Here is an 18,125-nt window from a genome sequence, read left to right on the forward strand (position 1 = left end):
GAGTGTCCTCACCCATAGGCTTGGTTTTACAGTCTTCAAATCACACTATGACCTTTAAATCTCTCATCCGATCTGCAATCATCGGTTTGCTGATGCTGCCCGCAACCGCTAGTTTGGCCCAGGACCGGGCTGCCCCCATGAACTTTCAAGGGCGTTATCTGGTGTCAATTTCAGATGCCGACATGGTAGCTTCAGCCTATGTGGATGGCCAGTTAGGCTCACGTGAAGGAGAGGATGCCCTAAGTGTGATTCCGCTCAATGGTCATATTCGAGATTTAGACGCTTATGAGACCAACGCCGGCAATTCGGTGGCGGGACCGCCAGTAGCCGTAGCCGTCACGCCAGATGGCCGCTATGCCCTTGTGATTGAAACCTTTACCCCCCGACCTGATGGAGCCGCGACAGGACAAACTTTTGCCGATCTGCGCCACAGCAATCGGCTACAGGTGTTTGATTTGGCAGACCCTACCCAGCCCCAGCGTATACAGGATGTAGCCATTGGTGAGCGTCCCGATTCAGTTAGCATCAATCGGGATGGCTCTCTGATTACTGTTTCCTTTCACCCCAGGGGCATTGGTCAGGAAACGCCGCTAACGCTGATTCCGTTTAACAATGGACAGCTGGGAGACCCTGTTTTTCCAGAGGTGCCTGGCTGGAGAGCTGGAGACCGCATGATTCACGCGGAATGGCACCCCACGGAAAATGTGCTGGCACTGGTGAACGAATCTAAAGCCGAAGTCTCTTTTGTACGGGTGAACACCCAAGGTGACAACGTTGATCTTCAGCCCTGGGGCAATGTTGTTCAAGCCGAAAAAGCGCCTTATATGGCTCGATTTACCTCTGATGGTCGCCATTTAATTGTTAATGGACTGTATTGGGGCGCAGATGTGGAGGGTCTTTGGAGTGAGGCTCCTAGAGGCAGTGTTGTCAGTATTCGTCTGGAGGCTGGCACACAAGCAGACGGGGCACCCCGCCACGCTCTTGTGTCACGGGCAATTACCGGCGTTAGTCCAGAAGGGATAGCCATTAGTCCCAACGATCGCTATGTGGTAACAACCAATCTAGAACGGAGCTATCTCCCTTATGATGACGAGCGGATTACCTGGTTCTCATCGCTGACGCTGATTACCCTCGATCCAGAAACAGGGCAGCTGAATCGAGTGGCCGACTATCCTTACGATGGCATCCTACCGGAAGCAGCCGCATTTGATGCCTCTGGTGAATTTTTAGCCGTCGCCAACTATGACCACTTTGACGATCGTATTACCGGTGGCTCCATTGATTTTTGGCGAATTGCGGTAGACCCGCTCAATCCTCAGCCCATGTTGGTGCAGACTCGCTATTCTGTGCCCGTCACCCGCGGTGCCCATTCGCTGGTGCTCGTTCGATAAACTAGGGAACACGGACAGAGATAGGCACAAGCTTGTAGCACAGTTGAGTGATATATAGCATGGCTTCATTGGTGACTGGGTTGTTATTCAGCCTGTAAGTGACACCAATCAGACCTTGATTGAAGCGGTGCTGCCCCGCAAAAGCCAATTTTCTCGTCAAGCAGCGGGCACACGAACAGCAGCACAAGTTGTTGCTGCCAATATTGATACGCTCTTTTTGGTCAGCGGTTTGGACCAGGATTTTAACCTGCGTCGAATTGAACGCTATTTAGTCATGGCCTGGGAGAGTGGAGCTAATCCAGTGATTGTGCTCAACAAAGCTGATATCTGTGAGGATCTAGACCAAAAGATGCTGGCGGTTGAAGACATTGCACTGGGTGTGCCCATTATTCCCCTGAGCGCACTACAACAAAATAATCTGGAGGCATTAACTGCCTATCTACAGCCAGGCCATACGATTGCTTTGTTGGGTTCTTCGGGGGTGGGAAAATCCACACTGACCAAGCCAGGATCGACAAGCCCAGCACAATTCCAAGGCTCGTTGGAAATCGATAACTAAAACATTCCGCCAGCAGTCAAAGTTAAATCGGCAGGATTAATCTAAACCTTGGCCACGTCTAAAACAATTGTTAGGCCGTGGCCAAGTTGATTCAACAGGAGGGGATGATTCATTCGCTTGGTTGCGTGCGTTCCCTGGCAATACGAACGGCTTCATCCAGCAGCTTTTCAGCCAGTCGTATACAGATGGTGCCATAGCCAGATTTAAACATTTTGAAGAGTTCGTCTACCGCCTGGTCTACCATTTCAGGTGGTAATCCCTCACCTTCTATGATTGATTGAAGGCTAGGGTCGTCTGGCTCACGTTCGCTCATACTTTTAGATACTCAAATTTTCGCATTTCTACAGCTCTAAGCGGCTGCGGACTTCGCTATACGGTTAATATACCTAAAATATGCACAGGGTACGGAGCTGCGATCGCAGCACCCCCGTCATACCAAACAACGGACAGAGGCATTGCCCATTAACCAATGGCCGTTTTTAGAAAGTGACTAAGGACGGGGCCAGGGGGTGTTGACGGCCAGGCCAGCAAGGTTTCGATCTCAAACGTCGGCTGCAGTTCTCGATACACGACTCCCCTACGCTGCAGATTTTTGATAGAGGCTGGCACTAGGGCAATGCCCATACCCGCCACTACCAGTCCCAGCACTGTCTGCAAAAAGCGTGCTTCTTGAATGACTTTTGGGATAAACCCATGGCCTTCACACAGCTTGAGAACTTGATAGTAAAAACTCTGCCCCAGCTTGGGAGGCGGCAAAATAAAGGTCTCATCAAGCAGCGCCTCAAGGCTCAAAACCGACTGACCAACCAGCCGATGACTGTCTGGCAAGGCAACCACTAAAGGCTCTTTGCAAAGGACATGATAATGAAACATTTCCCGCTGTTGTGAGTGTAAAAAACCACAGTCAATCTGACCATTAGCTAGCTGTTCAAGCTGGAGCTGAGAGTCTAGCTCACAGAGCTGGAGTTTCACCAATGGGAACTGGCGGCTAAAAGCTTTGAGGATGGCTGGCAACACAGTTTGCATGGCGGCACTATTAAACCCAATCACCAGCTGACCAACTTCGCCTCGGTTGGCCTGCTGGGCGATGCGGCTGGCTCGCTCGACCTGGGTGAGCACCCCATGGGCCTCTGGCAAAAAAGCTTGTCCGGCAGGGGTGAGTTGTAAGGGTCGTTGTTGGCGATTAAACAGTTTTACACCTAACTCTTTTTCCAATGCCCGAATCTGTTGACTAAGGGGAGGCTGAGCCATATTGAGCTGGACAGCAGCACGACTAAAGTTGAGAGTTTCGGCGACGGCGAGAAAATATCTAAGATGCCGAAGTTCCATAGGAGAGAGCGATACTATATTTTTCAGATATAGTATCGCTACTTAATCAATATTGGACATATACAATGTCGGCGCTTACGGTGGCAATAGAGATTCGCTAAGACAATCCAACCATGATCAAAGCTGCTGCTCCACTGATCAGCCAACAGGGCTATTACGGTGAATTTGGAGGTCGATTTATTCCTGAGATTTTGTATGAGACCTTTGTAGCCTTAACGGTGGCTTACCAGGAGGCACGCTGCAATCCGGCGTTTTGGCAACAATATGTGGCTACCTTAGCTAATTACTCCTGTCGACCCACACCGCTCACCTATGCTGAGGGCCTGACTCGACATTTTGGCGGGGCCAGAATCTACATTAAACGTGAGGATCTAAATCATACGGGCTCTCACAAACTCAATAATGTGTTGGGGCAAACCTTGTTAGCCCAACGCATGGGTAAACGTCGTATCATCGCCGAAACTGGCGCGGGACAACATGGGGTAGCCACAGCCACCATGGCCGCTAAGTTGGGGTTAGAGTGCCGGATTTATATGGGGGCAGAAGATGTTGAGCGCCAGTATCCTAATGTGTTTTGGATGCGTCAGCTGGGGGCGGAGGTGATTCCTGTTACCAGTGGTACTCAAACCCTCAAGGATGCGATGAATGAGGCCTTGCGAGACTGGTCTGCCAATATGACCACAACTCACTATCTAATTGGTACAGCCTGTGGTCCCCATCCGTTTCCAGAAATGGTGGCCTGGTTTCAATCAATTATTGGTCAGGAGGCGCGATCGCAAATCCTCACCCAAACCCAGCAGCTACCCAGGGCTGTCTATGCCTGTGTCGGCGGTGGTTCCAATGCAGTCGGTCTCTTCAGCGGTTTTCTAGACGATACAGCGGTTGAACTAGTGGGGGTAGAAGCTGGGGGACAAGGTATCCATACTACGCACCATGCAGCCCGTCTGGCCAGCAATGCTGCCTCAACGGGGATTGCCCAAGGCTATAAAACCCAGTTTTTACAAACCTCAGACGGACAAATGCAAGATACCCATTCTGTTGCAGCGGGACTTGACTATGTGGGGATTTCGCCAATTCTGGCCCATCTCACCCAAATTGGACGTATGCGGGTAGCCTTCGCCCTTGATACTGAGGTGCTGGCGGCTTTACGACTAACCCTACAAACAGAGGGCCTAATTCCTGCCCTAGAATCGGCCCATGGCTTTGTTCAAGCCTTTAAAGAAGCTCCTAATTACACCGCTCAAGATTGCATCATTATCAACCAATCAGGCCGAGGAGATAAGGATATTTTTACCATTGCCGAGGCGTTGCAGGAGCCTGAGTGGCAGAGATTTTTACAACAACGCGCAGTTCAATCATGAACAGTCTGTGTCCATAACGTCTAAACCTCATATCTATTACCATGCATCTTGATCAATTTATTCATCAACAACGGCAACAGAAAGACATCCTACTGATGTCTCACACTGTCTTAGGCTACCCTGCTTGGGAAGATAACCGCAAAGCCATTGCAGCCATGGTCCAGGCGGGGGTTGAACTGATTGAGCTACAGTTTCCTTTTTCTGAACCGATTGCTGACGGACCCATTTTGTTGGCTGCTAACCATGGGGCCATCCAAACAGGCACATCTATTCAGGACTGTTTTCACTTTGCAGCAGAGATCACTCAACGCTATCCCCAAACCCGGTTTGTGATCATGACCTATGTCAATATTCTGTTTAAGTACGGCATCCGTAATTTTGTTACAACTGCTGCCCAAAGTGGAATTGCCGGTTGCATCATTCCCGATTTACCCCCCGAGCAGGCAGCAGCCTACATTACGATCTGCCGAGAGCAATCATTGGCAACGATCTTTTTGGTCACTCCTGAAAATAGTCTGCAGCGCATCCAGCAAATTATCGACTACACTAGCGGCCTGATCTACTGCGTAGCTCGACCGGGCGTGACCGGCCAGCAGACGCTATTCTCTACACAATTGCATCAATATTTATATAGGGTTCATGCCATGACCTCACTGCCCATAGCAGTTGGCTTTGGCATTCAATCTGCCGATGATGTCCAGGATTTAATTGGTTCTGCCGATATCGCCACCGTCGGCACCTATGCCGTCCAGTACTATTGTGAGCATGGAGCCGATGCTCTCCAACGGTTGATGCAAGGTCTCAGAACAGGGTAAATTAATCCACGCTGCGAGTAGCCAGGGAACTGTTTTCTTGAGACTCAGCTTCCCAGTCGTTAAACTGATAATCCATAAAGATCAGCCCCGAGAAAACTGTCAGAAATAGCCCTAACATCATCGCCTTCTACAGTATTCTTACGTAAAGAACACTACTCCTGTCTAACAACATCAAGCAGATAGATTTGATTCCCTAATTCCTAGCTCGCAAACGGTCTATACCGTTAATTACCCGCTAATAGTACATTTTAATTATTGCCAATCATAATTTTCATGGCTAGGCCGACTCAAGCCAATGACAAGTAAATTAATATAGATTTTTACTTCTAGACAAACGGTATCTGCTCCGGTCCGCAGATCACTAAATATTTTGCGAGAGATTTAGTCTAAATTATGCAAGAGGTTTAGTCTAAAAATCTATGCTGAAACGATTTAAGCGTTATATTCGCTGGCGTTCAACCGATGAAGGATTTACAACAGGCATCAGCCAATTTGAAAGCTTAGTCTCAAAGTTACTGTCAATTGCAATGTTGATTGTGATTATGGTCATCATGGTCGATCTTGCTTTATTTTTAGCCTCAGCCTTATTTAATCCCAGCCCAAAAGGATTTTTTGTGGCTACACTAACGGATATTTTTGGTCTGTTCCTAAGTGTTTTGATTGCGCTTGAAATTCTTGAAAATATTACGGCTTATTTGCAAAAACATGTAGTGCAAGTAGAACTGGTAATTGTCACTTCATTGATTGCAGTCGCCCGAAAAATTATTATTCTGGATTTAGAAAAAGTATCAGGGATAAGTTTAATTGGCCTTGCGATCGCAATTCTATCGCTATCCCTCAGCTACTGGATCATCCACAACATTCACCGATAGCCTAACAATGCGCTCAAGCAATGTGCTCAAGCAATGCACTCAAGGAATTTAAGTGACTTTTTAGGCGATACCACTGTTCTGTAGTGAGTCCTATCAACAGTGAAACCAGGGTTTCTCACACCAGAACTTACAGGCATTGAAATACCGACTTTTGGGCAAACTACTCTGGCTCTATTCGACAGAAAAATTCCAGGTTCCGCCACCAATTAACCTTATATGCTTAACGTTCACATCGTTTTAATTTTTGCAGTTTTGGTGACCTCACTCATTGCTAGCTATGGTCTAGGGCGGCTGATATGGACTCGTCTGGCTGGGGCAGAAGCAGGAAAACGGTTTACAGATGTTGGCTGGGCTGGAGGGTTGTTGTCGGGTAGCCTTTTGACCCTCCTGGTTTATCGCATCACCAGCAATAGCTGCCGCACCTGAGCGGGCGGCAGCTATTGCTGGTGATGAAGTGTTGAATGGGGTACTTCCGTTTGCGTTGATAGGAACCTTTTTGGGAACACAGCTGACCATGGGGTTAAATATCATGCTGCGATCGCAATATCGAGCCAACGTCCAACAGCTGAGCCGGCCATCAAGTTCTACGGAACGCCTTTCTTTAGGCAACTGGCCCCCCAGTTTAGTCTGGAGTTTGTTAGCAATGCCTCTGTGGACAGTCTGGTTTTGGCGATTTATTCGTACTCCAAAATATTTGTGGGCCTATGGGCTGCATCGTCGCATCGGCAGCTCCCTGTTGGTCACCAATCTTGCCAATACGCACTTTTGGCTTGGTATCGTCTATGGCGGAGCCGCCATAGGTCTGGTCTATGCACTGCTCTGGCAGAGCGTCTGGCAGCGACCCGTTTGGGCAGACCAGTCATCCTCACATCAGTCGTCGGCAAACCAGGAAAAGAGATTATTGTTAGCTGCGACCGTTGGTGGGGCGCTGTGGTTTTTCCTGTTTACCAGCTTTGGGTTTTTGATTCCTTTAATTGATCACCCTAGCAACCTTGAGCTCATAGAAAAGTGGCCGTTGTGGGCCTGGAGCTATCTTGTCTTACATTTAACCGTTCTTAGCATCAGTACCGGACCTATTTTAGGTTTGCTGCTGCTCCTGAAACCGTGGACCAAGCTACAAAAAACCATACTAGGAGCGATTTGGGGAGCGTTGGCGCTCACCGCAGCAACCGGAATAGCCGATGACAATGTCTTAGGTGCTTACCAAATCACGCCCCTGCCTTTAGGATTACGCTTTACCGTTTCTATTCTATTAATTAGCTTTTGTTTAGGACTATACAGCTGGTATTGCTACCGCCGTCAGGTGAATGGGCTGTGGTTAGCCAGTCTCGGTCTAGGACTGGTCACACTTTTGAGTTTGGGACTGAGTGCTCAACTAACGCTGTCGCCTGCTTTATCACAGGGAGCAAACCTGTGGTTGACCAAGACGATCCCCATGGCACAGCCAAATCCGTCGTGGCAAAAGTGGACGCTGCTGCAAAATGTGTGGCGGGTTGTTACTCCCCTTCGGTATACGTTTTTGTGGGGAGCATTTTTGGGAAGTTTAATTGCTCTGGGAAGCTCATGGCTACCGCTACGACAATTGCCAGTATCCACTCAGAACAATCAAGCTCACACCACATCTTCTAGCTGGGGAGGGCTGTTTAAAGCGTTGTTACAAGTGTGGCCTAACCATTCAAGGGTGTGGTGGTGGATGGCGATCTGGAGTGGGGGCTGGTTAGCCATTTTGTCTTTTTTAGTCCCCTGGAGCAATCCATTGGTGCTGTGGCCTCAGCCTGCTTTTTTGTTCGTTAAAATCCTTTCTCGATCTGGAAGAGAACAGATTTTAGATTTTGGTAGCTTTAGCCCCTATACGATTTTAGAGGTAGTCGCGATCTCAACCTTTTTAGGAGGACTAGTGGGACTTGTCTGGCAAACCACCCGGCAGCGGCAGCTGTTTGAGACACATTTACAAACCTGGGAGGCGTCACAGCGCTTTAGTGCTGGGGTATTTGCCACGGCATTCTGTGGCGGAAGGACTGACTCAGTTTATCCAAACGGGACTGTGACGGCTGCAACCCCAAGGCATTGAGCAGGTGAGACTGATCGGTAAACAACAAGATAGCCAGACCCCCGCCTGGCAAGTCCGGTTTTCTCTAAATCCATGATCAATGGCAGCCTGTTTGTTTTGATGGTGTTTTGGGTCTTGGTAGAGGAATCAGATTGTTCAATGGTTCTGCAAAGTACTAACGTTTTCCCAAGACTGGCAGCCCACCTAACAACTGATTAGCCATCGCCCCAAACACAGCTCAGTCATCCACACCTGGGCCTTTATTTCTGTGCAGTCCCCGAACCTATTTATGCCTGGCACTCATAAATTCCTCAAACTTTTGTTCGATCATTAAGATACTGACGAAAATGGGGGAATCTGCGTTCAAAAAGCTACCCGCGCAGGTGATTAAGTAAACCGATATCTGACTCATGTCTGGAAGAGTTACTGGGCCTTAGAGACAAGACAGGTTGCATGCGCGAAAGCTGATCGTCTGATTCCTGGGAGGTGCCCCATGGCTTGGAAATGGTACGAAATCACATCCTATAAGGCTTCAATAGGAGGAGACACCGATGATTACTACGCATCCGTTCAGCTCTTTGGCGAGCAATTTTACGCACTATTAACGTTCCATAAAGAGGGGCCTCTCCCTGAGGCGTCGGCCCCCACTACCTATGGACAACGCTTCTATGGACATATGGATTACCAGCAAATGCAGGGAGTCGTCGATCTATTACGCAATGAGAAACCTGTCCGTTTTGGCTGGAATGATAAAAATCCCAATCTCTTTCACCTGATGACTAGAGAAGAGCCTGTGGGTGAAGGCGATGGGTTGCTTGCTGTAGATATTGCCTAACATTTAGGCAGCATATGCATTGACAGAACACTGTATCGAAGCTCGGGGACAGCTTGACTAGTTGGTTAGCGTCGACCTGATCTATGCTTTGGTCGCAGACCTGACTCAGTATCAGATGTTCTAGCCCATAGCTATGGCAATTATCAATTGACGATATAAATAAAACAATATGTAGGCTGCTTGTTTTTCCTGTTCTTTTACTGAGCTGGGCTGATGCAAGGGACTGTTATGTTACCGCCGAAATCAACCTCAAGTTCTAACCTTAGGACAGACTGGAGCTTCACTAGCCACCGCACACGCCTGTAAACAGGGTTGCTGATAGGCTGCTTCCGTTTCTAACGGCGGCGGCATTTGACCAAAGACCATATCACAGCTGAGATCCTCAAAGTTTGGCGTCATCGTTAAAGGAATGCCAAACTTTTCAGTAAAAAACTGCTGGGTAGGCAGTTTGCACATGTTGACACACATGCCAACACAGCCACTTTGTTCCAAATAGCGACACTTTTCAATATGAACAGCGCTCTTCTGCTGACGGACTTGTCCAGACTCAGTTGTTACTTCGGCAGATTCTACACGGCAAGGCCCCACCAGCCATTCAAACAGTTGGGTAGCAAACCAGGCATTGAGTTCACACACCAGTTGGGTCGGTGAGAAAAACGTACGAATTCCCCACAGGACAGGCGCTGGTACGAGTGATTGTAAAACGATAGCAACAAGCTGCTGCTGCTGCTGCGAGTTACGACCTTGCATAATCTTTTGCGAAAGCTCGACAAAACCGTCATAGCCAGACTGATGGTTACGTTCGCCGACGGCATTGGACATTTTCCGCGCAAACAGACGAATAAAAAGCTGATCAAAAAAAGAATCGTGGTAGGTCGTTTTTTCCACTGTTGAGTTTTGTCTTAGGTTAGCCACTTGTCTAGTAATAGCAAACAACCACCGCCGCTGTCCTAGCAAGAGATGGTTGTTTTAGTGAGCTATAACGTTTACTCTATGGCATGCCTTGGGAATTAGCGCTGTCAGCCACAATGCTAGCTCTTATCACGCACTCCACGATTGTGGCGTAGCAGATCATGGAAAGTAGCATCCTCAGATAGTTCTGCAGGTGTTGATACCTGATGGTTAGGGCCAAACCCTGCCCGTGCCTGGGCAGCGGAAGTAACAGCAGTTGTTGCCACTAGAACGGTCAAAACAGACAAAAGATAGCGTTTCATAAGTCAAGATCCTTATAAGTTGAGAGATGCGTTACTCATGATTAATGGGATTGAGTCATCCGCTTAATTAGCAACGACATCATTTGATTTATGGGCTTGACTACAGGATGCTCACTGAATCTGAATTATTCCTGATACGGATCTGAATAGGATTTAAGCGTTGCATTAGCTAACTGAGTATGCTGAGTGCTAAGGATCACTTGCTTGGCCCTGCCCACCCCCCTCAGACATTGCCAATGCCCCTACAATTTGAACTAGCTAGGGAAAATCTATGGACTTTCGCCCCCATCTGCCACTGCGGCTGCGTTGGTAGATAAGTACTTGATGGTCAGATATGTCAAAACCATCCCTAACAACAGCAAGGCAACAACTGGGCGAAATTTATCGGCTTGCCATAGGGTGATTAAGCCAAGGGCTATTGTATTGGCGATTAGAACAGGACTGCGTTCTTTAATTTCCAAGGGTTGTATGGGGTCTACACTGCCGGGATAGAGCTGAATTTTGGCAGCGGTATTGAAAAATATCTGGCTCATGAGTACTAAAGCTGTGCCCACCCCCAGCTTGATCCAGGCGAGGAAAAAGCCAACAAGCTCAAGTACGATCGCAATCACCGTCACCTGATAAAACTGGCTAACCCGCTGATCATCCAGACCCACCTGGCGGATATGACTGAGATCCACCAGCGCCATGCGCCCCTGATCAACACAGAGGAACGTCAGCGCTAGGGCAATGCCTAAGTGATCAAGGGGCCAAAAGTTCCAACCAAGTATGCCAATAACTGCGATCGCAAATAGCCCCCCAATCCCCCGGTCTACAGCAGCTCGCATTGGCCGTGGTGACGGAGTAAATGATCGCACAGTACCAGCGCCATCATGGCTTCTACCATCGGCACCGCCCGAGGTAGCACACAGGGGTCATGACGACCGCGACCGGACAGTATGGTTTCATTCCCCTGCTGATCGACTGTTTTTTGCTCCTTGAGAATTGTGGCCGTTGGCTTAAAGGCGACGCGAATGATAATGTTTTCGCCGTTAGAAATCCCCCCCTGGGTGCCACCAGAACGATTAGTCCGGGTGCGAATCGTGCCATCCCCATCGGTGTAAAACTCATCATTGTGCTGACTGCCGGTCAGGAATGTGCCCGCAAACCCGGAACCCAGCTCAAACCCTTTACTGGCAGGTAAAGACATCATGCCTTTAGCCAGGTCGGCTTCTAGCTTATCAAAGACAGGTGAGCCCAACCCTTTGGGGACTTTACGAGCCACACACTCAACCACCCCACCAATGGAATCACCCTGCTTGCGCACCTGATCGATGCGGGCAATCATTTCATTGGCAAAGTCTGGATTGGGACAGCGGACAATATTGCTTTCCACCTGCTCCAGGGTGACGCTGCCCGGATCAATAGGCGCTTCCATATCCTGAATGCGTTTGACGTAGGCAACAATGTCAACACCAGCCACCTGCCGCAGAATTTTTTTTGCGATCGCGCCAGCCGCGACCCGCCCAATGGTTTCCCGCGCCGAGGACCGACCACCGCCTTGATAATTGCGGATACCATACTTGGCGTCGTAAGTCGCATCCGCATGGGAAGGTCGATACTTGGTTGCCATTTCCCCATAGTCCTGGGGGCGTTGATCCTTATTGCGTACCAAAACCGTAATCGGTGTACCCAACGTCTGTCCCTGAAACACCCCAGAAACAATCTCACAGGTATCCGTTTCCTTACGCGGTGTTGTAATCTTGCTCTGCCCCGGTCGTCGTCGGTCTAGATCCACCTGAATCTCCTCAGCCGAAATCTCTAACTGAGGCGGACAACCATCAATAACAACGCCAACACCGCCGCCGTGGGATTCGCCAAACGTGGTGATGCGAAACAGGTGACCGAAGGTATTGCCCATAATCTTTTAACAGGATGGTTGAAAACCTTTCAATCGTACCGTAGGACGAGGCGGAAGATTTCATCACCCAGGGTCGATGCTCAACAACCTACCGCAACCGCCAATAGTCCACCACGGTCATATCGTGATCCATCTTCATGACAGTGCGAGGATTAATAGCATCTCCCTTGTAATAAACGCCATAGTGCAGGTGAGGTCCAGAAGACCGACCAGTATTGCCTAAATAGCCCACTACATCACCGCGCTTGACCCGAGCACCGGATGCCACCGCCACCTCAGACATATGGGCATATAGGGTTTCATAGCCATAGCCATGTTTGAGGGTCACGGTATTGCCATAGCCGCCGTAGTAATCAGCCCGGCCCACAACACCATCGGCAGTAGCTATAATCGGCGTACCGTAGGGACCAACAAAATCAGTGCCCTCGTGGTTTTCATAGGAAGAGCCACCAAAGGGATTACGCCGCAAGCCAAATTCAGAGGAGATATCAATGGGGCCACCAATGGGCATGCCATCGGGGTAAGCCGCACTCTTCGCTTCTTCAGCCGCCAGGGTTTCTTCTAGAGCTGGTTTAACACTGTCGTCTAACAGATCGCTGAGCTCAGGTAACTTTTCACTAGCTTCTTCATAAAGCTCCAGACCGCTGGCTATTATAGCCACCCCGCCCCGAGGCGTATCTTCTTCGGCAGAGCCATTGGGGACACCTAGATCAGACAACCCGGCCCGTTCTCTTAAGTTTTCAATTTCAGAATCCAGGGTATCTAGATCCGTCAGGACTTTATGGGCCTGATCGGTCAGCTGTTGATTTTCATCCGCTAGCTGAACATTACTTTGAAATAGGGAAAAAATAATGGCTCCGAGCCAACCTAAGGGCACACCCAGCAGAACAAACGCAGCGATAATTCCAGCCAGTGGGGTGAACGTAATGGTGACAGGGGTCTGTCCGGAACGGGTAACTAAAACTGTGTAGCTTTTCAGCAATTGCCGACGCATAAGCACTGAATTCAAGCGTTTCAGCTGAGAAATCTCGACCAGATAGCCGATATCTCAAAACGCTAGACAAATCTATACATTTAGACCAGACCGATTATACGGGGATCGCTTCAATAAAATGAAAAATTATTTGAAGAACCGTATGAAGTGCCACAAAATCATAAGCAAAACTTAATATCTAAGTGAATTCACCTCGCTATTTTTGTCCGGACTAACGACTGTTTTGCCGTGATTTAGGCTCAGCTCGGTTCAATTCGTTTTAGGGCCGTACATAAGTAAAGACTATCAGACACCTTAAAAAATTGCCCTGAAACCCATTGCCCTGAAACCCCCTGGGGCAGGGGCTAGTCTGTCCAGGTCCAACTTCTGCGTTAGGTTAATAGCCTTGAACTCTAGTTGTTTCTACCATGGGGTATGGATAGTTTGCCGTTGGCATTAGAAATAACGGTGCTTTTTGCTTTTTAAGAGGATAGCCATGTCGGAAGCGGGATTAGGCAGCATTACTTGGTTGGATGTCAATAGTTGGCAATTTGATTTAGCGGGGCGTTCCATTCTGGTGGACCCCTGGTTAGTGGGTGATCTTGTATTTGGCAATGCCAGTTGGCTGATTCGAGGGGTGAGGCCACAGCCTGTGCCCATCCCTGAACAGGTGGATCTGTTGCTACTCTCCCAGGGGCTAGCCGACCATGCCCATCCGCAGACCCTGGATGCTTTGGATAAATCAATTCCAGTGGTGGCTTCAGCGGCAGCGGCTAAGGTAGCTACTGAGAAAGGTTTTACTGATGTGACGGCGCTTAATCCGGGTGCAAGCTATCGTCTGGGGGATGATGTGCTGATCGAGGCGATCCCAGGGGCTCCCATTGGTCCGCTGGCCAAGGAAAATGCATATATTTTGACGTTGCTTAAAACCAGACTGCGGCTTTACTATGAGCCCCACGGCTACCCAGATAGTGAATTAGCGCAACGGCCACCAGTAGATGTGGCGATTACGCCCCTGGTGAGTCTAATGCTGCCCGTATTGGGGCCGGTGATTCGGGGTGGAGAGGGAGCGCTGGAACTGGCTCAAAAGGCAAAACCCCAGTGGTTACTGCCAACGGCCGATGGGGGGGATGTCACCTATGAGGGGCTGATAGCTAAGTTTTTACAGGCTAGCGGCGGGGCGGAAGCGGTGCGATCGCAACTTGCGGACGCCAACCTGACCACCGAAGTTAAAACCCTACGCCCCATGGAAACCCTGCCCCTGGATCTGATTCCCCAGGCAACTGCCTCTGTCTAGCCGCCATCCCTCCATGCCCATCCCCATTATCAAATTCAAAAAGCTCTCCCCCCAAGCCATCATCCCCAGTTATGCCCATCCCGGCGATGCTGGCGCTGATTTGGTCGCCATGGATGCTCATACCCTTGAACCACTGCAACGTCTGGCCATTCCCACTGGTTTGGCCGTCGAACTGCCCCAGGGATATGAACTACAAGTGCGCCCCAAAAGCAGTTTGGCCCTCAAACATGGCATTACGGTGCTGAATACACCAGGGACCGTCGACGCAGGCTATCGGGGAGAAATTAAAGTAATCTTAATCAACCTTGGCCAATCAACCTTTGAAATCAACCCAGGACAACGGATTGCCCAAATTGTTATTGCCCCAGTGATTCAGGCAGAATTTATGCTCGTAGATAGCCTGGGAGCTTCTCAACGGGGAGAGGGAGGCTTTGGTTCAACAGGGAAAACCTATGCCCAGTAGGGACTTGACTGGCAAAGATATTTCTGACAACCCTTGCCTGATAGGAATGTTGTAATTAAGCCATAGAGCACCCACCGCAGGCGGTTACATCCCTGAAGATAGAGCAGCTGTGATACTCTTTGGTTGACTAAGAGGCCATAGTCACTATGGGCATGGTCAGTTAATTTAGCTCTCTAAAAATTTAATTAAACCCATAGTCAACGCAACTCAGGAATGAGGATTTAATTAGGTCCTATCTTTTGCCGTACAGGCGTTCCATGGAACACCTCTGCAGACAACATTTTAGATCTTATAAAACCCTGATCCCTAACTTTAACCGTCACTCTATACTGTCGACTACAACCATCATTAAAATACCGTCAAGAGTTTTCAACTGTTGATACTGCTGAAATGCGCCCATGAAATCTGTTCTGTCTCCGCAACCGTTACGGCAAAGACAATGTCTTGGGCTTGCAGGCGCAGTTATAAAATTGAGACTACAGCCGTTCGCTACAGTTCTACTCAGCGTGGGAGTAATGGCACTCGGTTTTCAGGGGAGCGCTCAGACTCAAATTATCTCCGATGGCACCCTCTCCACCCGTGTTACCTCAGCCGACAACCAAAACTTTGTCATTGAAAATGGCGATCGCACTGGCAATAATCTTTTCCATAGCTTTTCAGAGTTTTCTATTCCCACCAACGGCTCTGCTGTTTTCAATAATGCCACCACCCTTGAAAATATCTTTGGTCGTATTACTGGCAATAACGTTTCTAATATAGACGGCTTAATCCAGGCCAATGGTATAGCGAATGTCTTTTTGCTCAATCCCCATGGCATTGTCTTTGGTGAAAATGCATCGCTGAATATCGGAGGCTCCTTTGTAGCCAGCACGGCTGAGACTATTCTCTTTAGCGACACTGTTGAATTCCATGTCACCGATGCGGCTACCGCACCGCTACTAGCGGTATCGACTCCAGTGGGGCTAGGCTTAGGTGATAATCCTGGCCCAATTGCAGTGTTAGGCCCTGGTCACGGCCTAACAACTGACTTTATTGCATTTTCACCAGTGATTCGTCGAGATAATCGCCCAATGGGTCTACAAGTCAACGCTGGCGAGACTTTAGCCCTAATCGGTGGAGATATTTTGCTTGAGGGCGGTAATTTGACAGCTAACCAAGGTCGCATCGAACTTGGTAGTGTGGCTCAATCAGGTATGGTTTCACTGATTCCTGCAACCAATGGATTTACATTAGGCTATGCAACCATAGACAGCTTTGGCGATCTCACATTTACCCAAGCAGCGTCAGTTGATGTAAGCGGAGAGGGCAGTGGGAACCTTCATTTTCAAGCAGGTAACCTAGCTATTCTTGAGGCTTCAGCCATTATCAGTTATGTGTTGGGCGCAGAGCAGGGTGGGGACGTTCGAGTCCGAGCCTCTGAATCGGTGGAAATTCGTGGCAGTCAGACTGGGGTATTCCCCAGTGGTTTTTTCAATCAAGGGGAATTGGGAAGTACAGGCAACGTTGGTAACCTATTGATTGAAACAGGAAGATTAGAAATCGCTGAAATTGCCGTTATCTCCAACCGTATTGCAGGGGGCGGCAACGGTGGAAGCTTGACCATTATTGCCAATGAAGTGGACCTAAAAAACGATACGCCCTTTTCAGGAAGATTCGTCACCAGCTTGTCTACCCAGGTTTTACCCAATGGCACTGGGCAAGGAGGAGACCTAGTTATTAATGCTGGGACGTTTCGTAATTTTGGAGAAAGAATCTTTATTGAGAGTAGCACACTTGGACAGGGAGATGCGGGAAACATCTCCATTCAAGTAGATATGCTTGAGATGATAGGAGAAGTTTCAGCCATAACTGCAGCTTCAACAGCTGAAGGAAAAGCCGGAGCCATTAATCTACAGGTCGATACACTGCGACTTGTTAATGGAGGTCAGTTTAACAGTGTTGCATTTGGTCAGGGAGATGGGGGAAACATCACTATTCAAGCCAACAACGTAGAACTAGCCGGATTTGCTTCTGGCATATTTGCTGTAACCGCACCTGATGCACAGGGAAATGGCGGGACCATTGATTTACAGATTGAGAATCGATTACAAATTGAGGCTGGAGCACAGATCTCGACCACGTCATTTGGCACTGGAGAGGCTGGAGATATTCTGCTCCAGGCAAATGAGATTGAAGTGCGTGGAGCTACTGACTTTGTTGGGCCACCTGCTCTTACTAGTAGTCAGATTAGCGCCATCAGCAATTCAGCGTTTCCTGCTGGCAACATTGACATTACAGTCGAAGAACTGCGGGTAGAGGATGAGGGACTGATCAGCGTCAGCAGTCTGGGACTAGGGGATGCCAGCAACCTTACGATTGTGGCAGACCAGATTCTCCTGAGAGATGGTGGCATGTTACAAGCAGAGGTAGCCGCTGGTAATCAGGGGAATATTTTCCTAAACGCCGATAGTCTCCTGTTCATGGATGGAGGAGCGCTGATTTCAACAAATGCTACGAATCAGGCCACGGGTGGCAATATTACCATTGAGTCTCCCGTAATTCTAGGACTAAACAACAGTGATATTGTCGCGAATGCGGTGCAAGGAGACGGAGGCAACATTGAGATTACCACACAGGCTCTCCTAGGACTAAAATTTCGAGATTTTTTGACTCCTAAGAGTGACATCACGGCCAGTTCTCAGTTTGGGTTGGATGGCATTGTCCAAATCGATACTTCGACTCTTGAGCCGAATCAGGGACTAGCTGAATTGCCCAGCGATGTGGCCGACCCAAGCAATCAAATCTTTACCGGCTGTTTGGTCGCAGCAGACAGTTCACTAACGGTCAGCGGACGCAGCAGTTTGCCAGATTCGCCAAACATTCCCAATAGTTCAGCAGTTTGGGAAGATTGGCGTCCGTTAGAGACTGAGGAAGGAACAGCAACGCTCTCAAAACCTGTTGAAAATGCTCCTCTTACAGAGGCAACAAACGTGGTGATAGCGGCGAATGGACATGTGGAGTTTGTTTCTCCATCAGAGACATTAATGAATCCAAATCAGCTGAGCTGTGGAGGCAGGAGTTAACGCT

Annotated in this window: 18 protein-coding genes; 11 read left to right on the forward strand and 7 right to left on the reverse strand. The window is 48.9% G+C overall.

All coding sequences use genetic code 11. The features are described 5' to 3' along the window. Positions 1-47 precede the first annotated feature (47 nt). On the forward strand, positions 48-1,391 hold the full coding sequence (locus N836_RS54090) for a beta-propeller fold lactonase family protein (RefSeq protein ID WP_023073195.1): 1,344 nt from the start codon (positions 48-50) through the stop codon (positions 1,389-1,391). 115 nt (positions 1,392-1,506) lie between these two features. Then, positions 1,507-1,950: a GTPase RsgA gene (rsgA, locus tag N836_RS0138250; RefSeq protein WP_023073196.1), complete on the forward strand. Its 444-nt coding sequence runs from the start codon at positions 1,507-1,509 to the stop codon at positions 1,948-1,950. 109 nt (positions 1,951-2,059) lie between these two features. Here the strand turns inward: rsgA and N836_RS54095 are convergent, their stop codons facing one another. Continuing rightward, complete coding sequence (locus tag N836_RS54095; RefSeq protein WP_023073197.1) at positions 2,060-2,263, reverse strand: hypothetical protein; 204 nt, start codon at positions 2,261-2,263, stop codon at positions 2,060-2,062. Positions 2,264-2,412: 149 nt separating this feature from the next. Continuing rightward, a complete protein-coding gene (locus N836_RS54100; protein WP_023073198.1) occupies positions 2,413-3,279 on the reverse strand; it encodes a LysR family transcriptional regulator in 867 nt (288 codons plus the stop codon). 113 nt (positions 3,280-3,392) lie between these two features. Between N836_RS54100 and trpB the strand changes: the two genes are divergently transcribed. From trpB to N836_RS54130, 6 genes are all read left to right on the forward strand, one after another. Then, positions 3,393-4,640: a tryptophan synthase subunit beta gene (gene trpB / locus N836_RS54105; RefSeq protein WP_023073199.1), complete on the forward strand. Its 1,248-nt coding sequence runs from the start codon at positions 3,393-3,395 to the stop codon at positions 4,638-4,640. Between the two features lie 41 nt (positions 4,641-4,681). Next, positions 4,682-5,455: a tryptophan synthase subunit alpha gene (gene trpA / locus N836_RS54110; protein ID WP_023073200.1), complete on the forward strand. Its 774-nt coding sequence runs from the start codon at positions 4,682-4,684 to the stop codon at positions 5,453-5,455. A 419-nt stretch (positions 5,456-5,874) separates the two neighbouring features. Beyond that, positions 5,875-6,327: a phosphate-starvation-inducible PsiE family protein gene (locus N836_RS54115; protein WP_023073202.1), complete on the forward strand. Its 453-nt coding sequence runs from the start codon at positions 5,875-5,877 to the stop codon at positions 6,325-6,327. Between the two features lie 216 nt (positions 6,328-6,543). Beyond that, positions 6,544-6,753 carry a hypothetical protein gene (locus N836_RS76545; RefSeq protein WP_023073203.1) on the forward strand — a complete coding sequence of 70 codons (210 nt, stop codon included), beginning with the start codon at positions 6,544-6,546 and terminating at the stop codon, positions 6,751-6,753. Between the two features lie 88 nt (positions 6,754-6,841). Further along, on the forward strand, positions 6,842-8,398 hold the full coding sequence (locus N836_RS54125) for a hypothetical protein (RefSeq protein ID WP_023073204.1): 1,557 nt from the start codon (positions 6,842-6,844) through the stop codon (positions 8,396-8,398). 472 nt (positions 8,399-8,870) lie between these two features. After that, complete coding sequence (locus N836_RS54130; RefSeq protein ID WP_023073205.1) at positions 8,871-9,212, forward strand: hypothetical protein; 342 nt, start codon at positions 8,871-8,873, stop codon at positions 9,210-9,212. Between the two features lie 249 nt (positions 9,213-9,461). Here N836_RS54130 and N836_RS54135 read toward each other — a convergent pair whose 3' ends face one another. The 5 genes from N836_RS54135 to N836_RS54155 form a co-directional block, all read right to left on the reverse strand. Then, positions 9,462-10,127 (reverse strand): DUF4033 domain-containing protein, encoded by a 666-nt coding sequence (locus tag N836_RS54135; protein WP_031292891.1) that lies wholly within the window; start codon positions 10,125-10,127, stop codon positions 9,462-9,464. 116 nt (positions 10,128-10,243) lie between these two features. Then, on the reverse strand, positions 10,244-10,426 hold the full coding sequence (locus tag N836_RS54140; protein WP_023073207.1) for a hypothetical protein: 183 nt from the start codon (positions 10,424-10,426) through the stop codon (positions 10,244-10,246). A 269-nt stretch (positions 10,427-10,695) separates the two neighbouring features. After that, positions 10,696-11,253, reverse strand: coding sequence for a hypothetical protein (locus N836_RS54145; protein ID WP_023073208.1), 558 nt, complete (start codon positions 11,251-11,253; stop codon positions 10,696-10,698). Then, on the reverse strand, positions 11,238-12,326 hold the full coding sequence (aroC, locus tag N836_RS54150) for a chorismate synthase (RefSeq protein WP_023073209.1): 1,089 nt from the start codon (positions 12,324-12,326) through the stop codon (positions 11,238-11,240). Before aroC ends, N836_RS54145 begins: the two co-directional genes overlap by 16 nt. A gap of 88 nt (positions 12,327-12,414) precedes the next feature. After that, positions 12,415-13,320, reverse strand: coding sequence for a M23 family metallopeptidase (locus tag N836_RS54155; RefSeq protein WP_023073210.1), 906 nt, complete (start codon positions 13,318-13,320; stop codon positions 12,415-12,417). Between the two features lie 475 nt (positions 13,321-13,795). Here N836_RS54155 and N836_RS54160 point away from each other — a divergent pair, with 475 nt between their 5' ends. From N836_RS54160 to N836_RS54170, 3 genes are all read left to right on the forward strand, one after another. Then, positions 13,796-14,596, forward strand: coding sequence for an MBL fold metallo-hydrolase (locus N836_RS54160; protein ID WP_023073211.1), 801 nt, complete (start codon positions 13,796-13,798; stop codon positions 14,594-14,596). A 13-nt stretch (positions 14,597-14,609) separates the two neighbouring features. Further along, positions 14,610-15,059 (forward strand): dUTP diphosphatase, encoded by a 450-nt coding sequence (gene dut, locus N836_RS54165; RefSeq protein ID WP_023073212.1) that lies wholly within the window; start codon positions 14,610-14,612, stop codon positions 15,057-15,059. A 515-nt stretch (positions 15,060-15,574) separates the two neighbouring features. Next, complete coding sequence (locus N836_RS54170; RefSeq protein WP_023073213.1) at positions 15,575-18,121, forward strand: two-partner secretion domain-containing protein; 2,547 nt, start codon at positions 15,575-15,577, stop codon at positions 18,119-18,121. The last annotated feature ends 4 nt before the right edge of the window (positions 18,122-18,125 follow it).

The organism is Leptolyngbya sp. Heron Island J (assembly GCF_000482245.1).
Classification (GTDB): domain Bacteria; phylum Cyanobacteriota; class Cyanobacteriia; order Phormidesmidales; family Phormidesmidaceae; genus Leptothoe.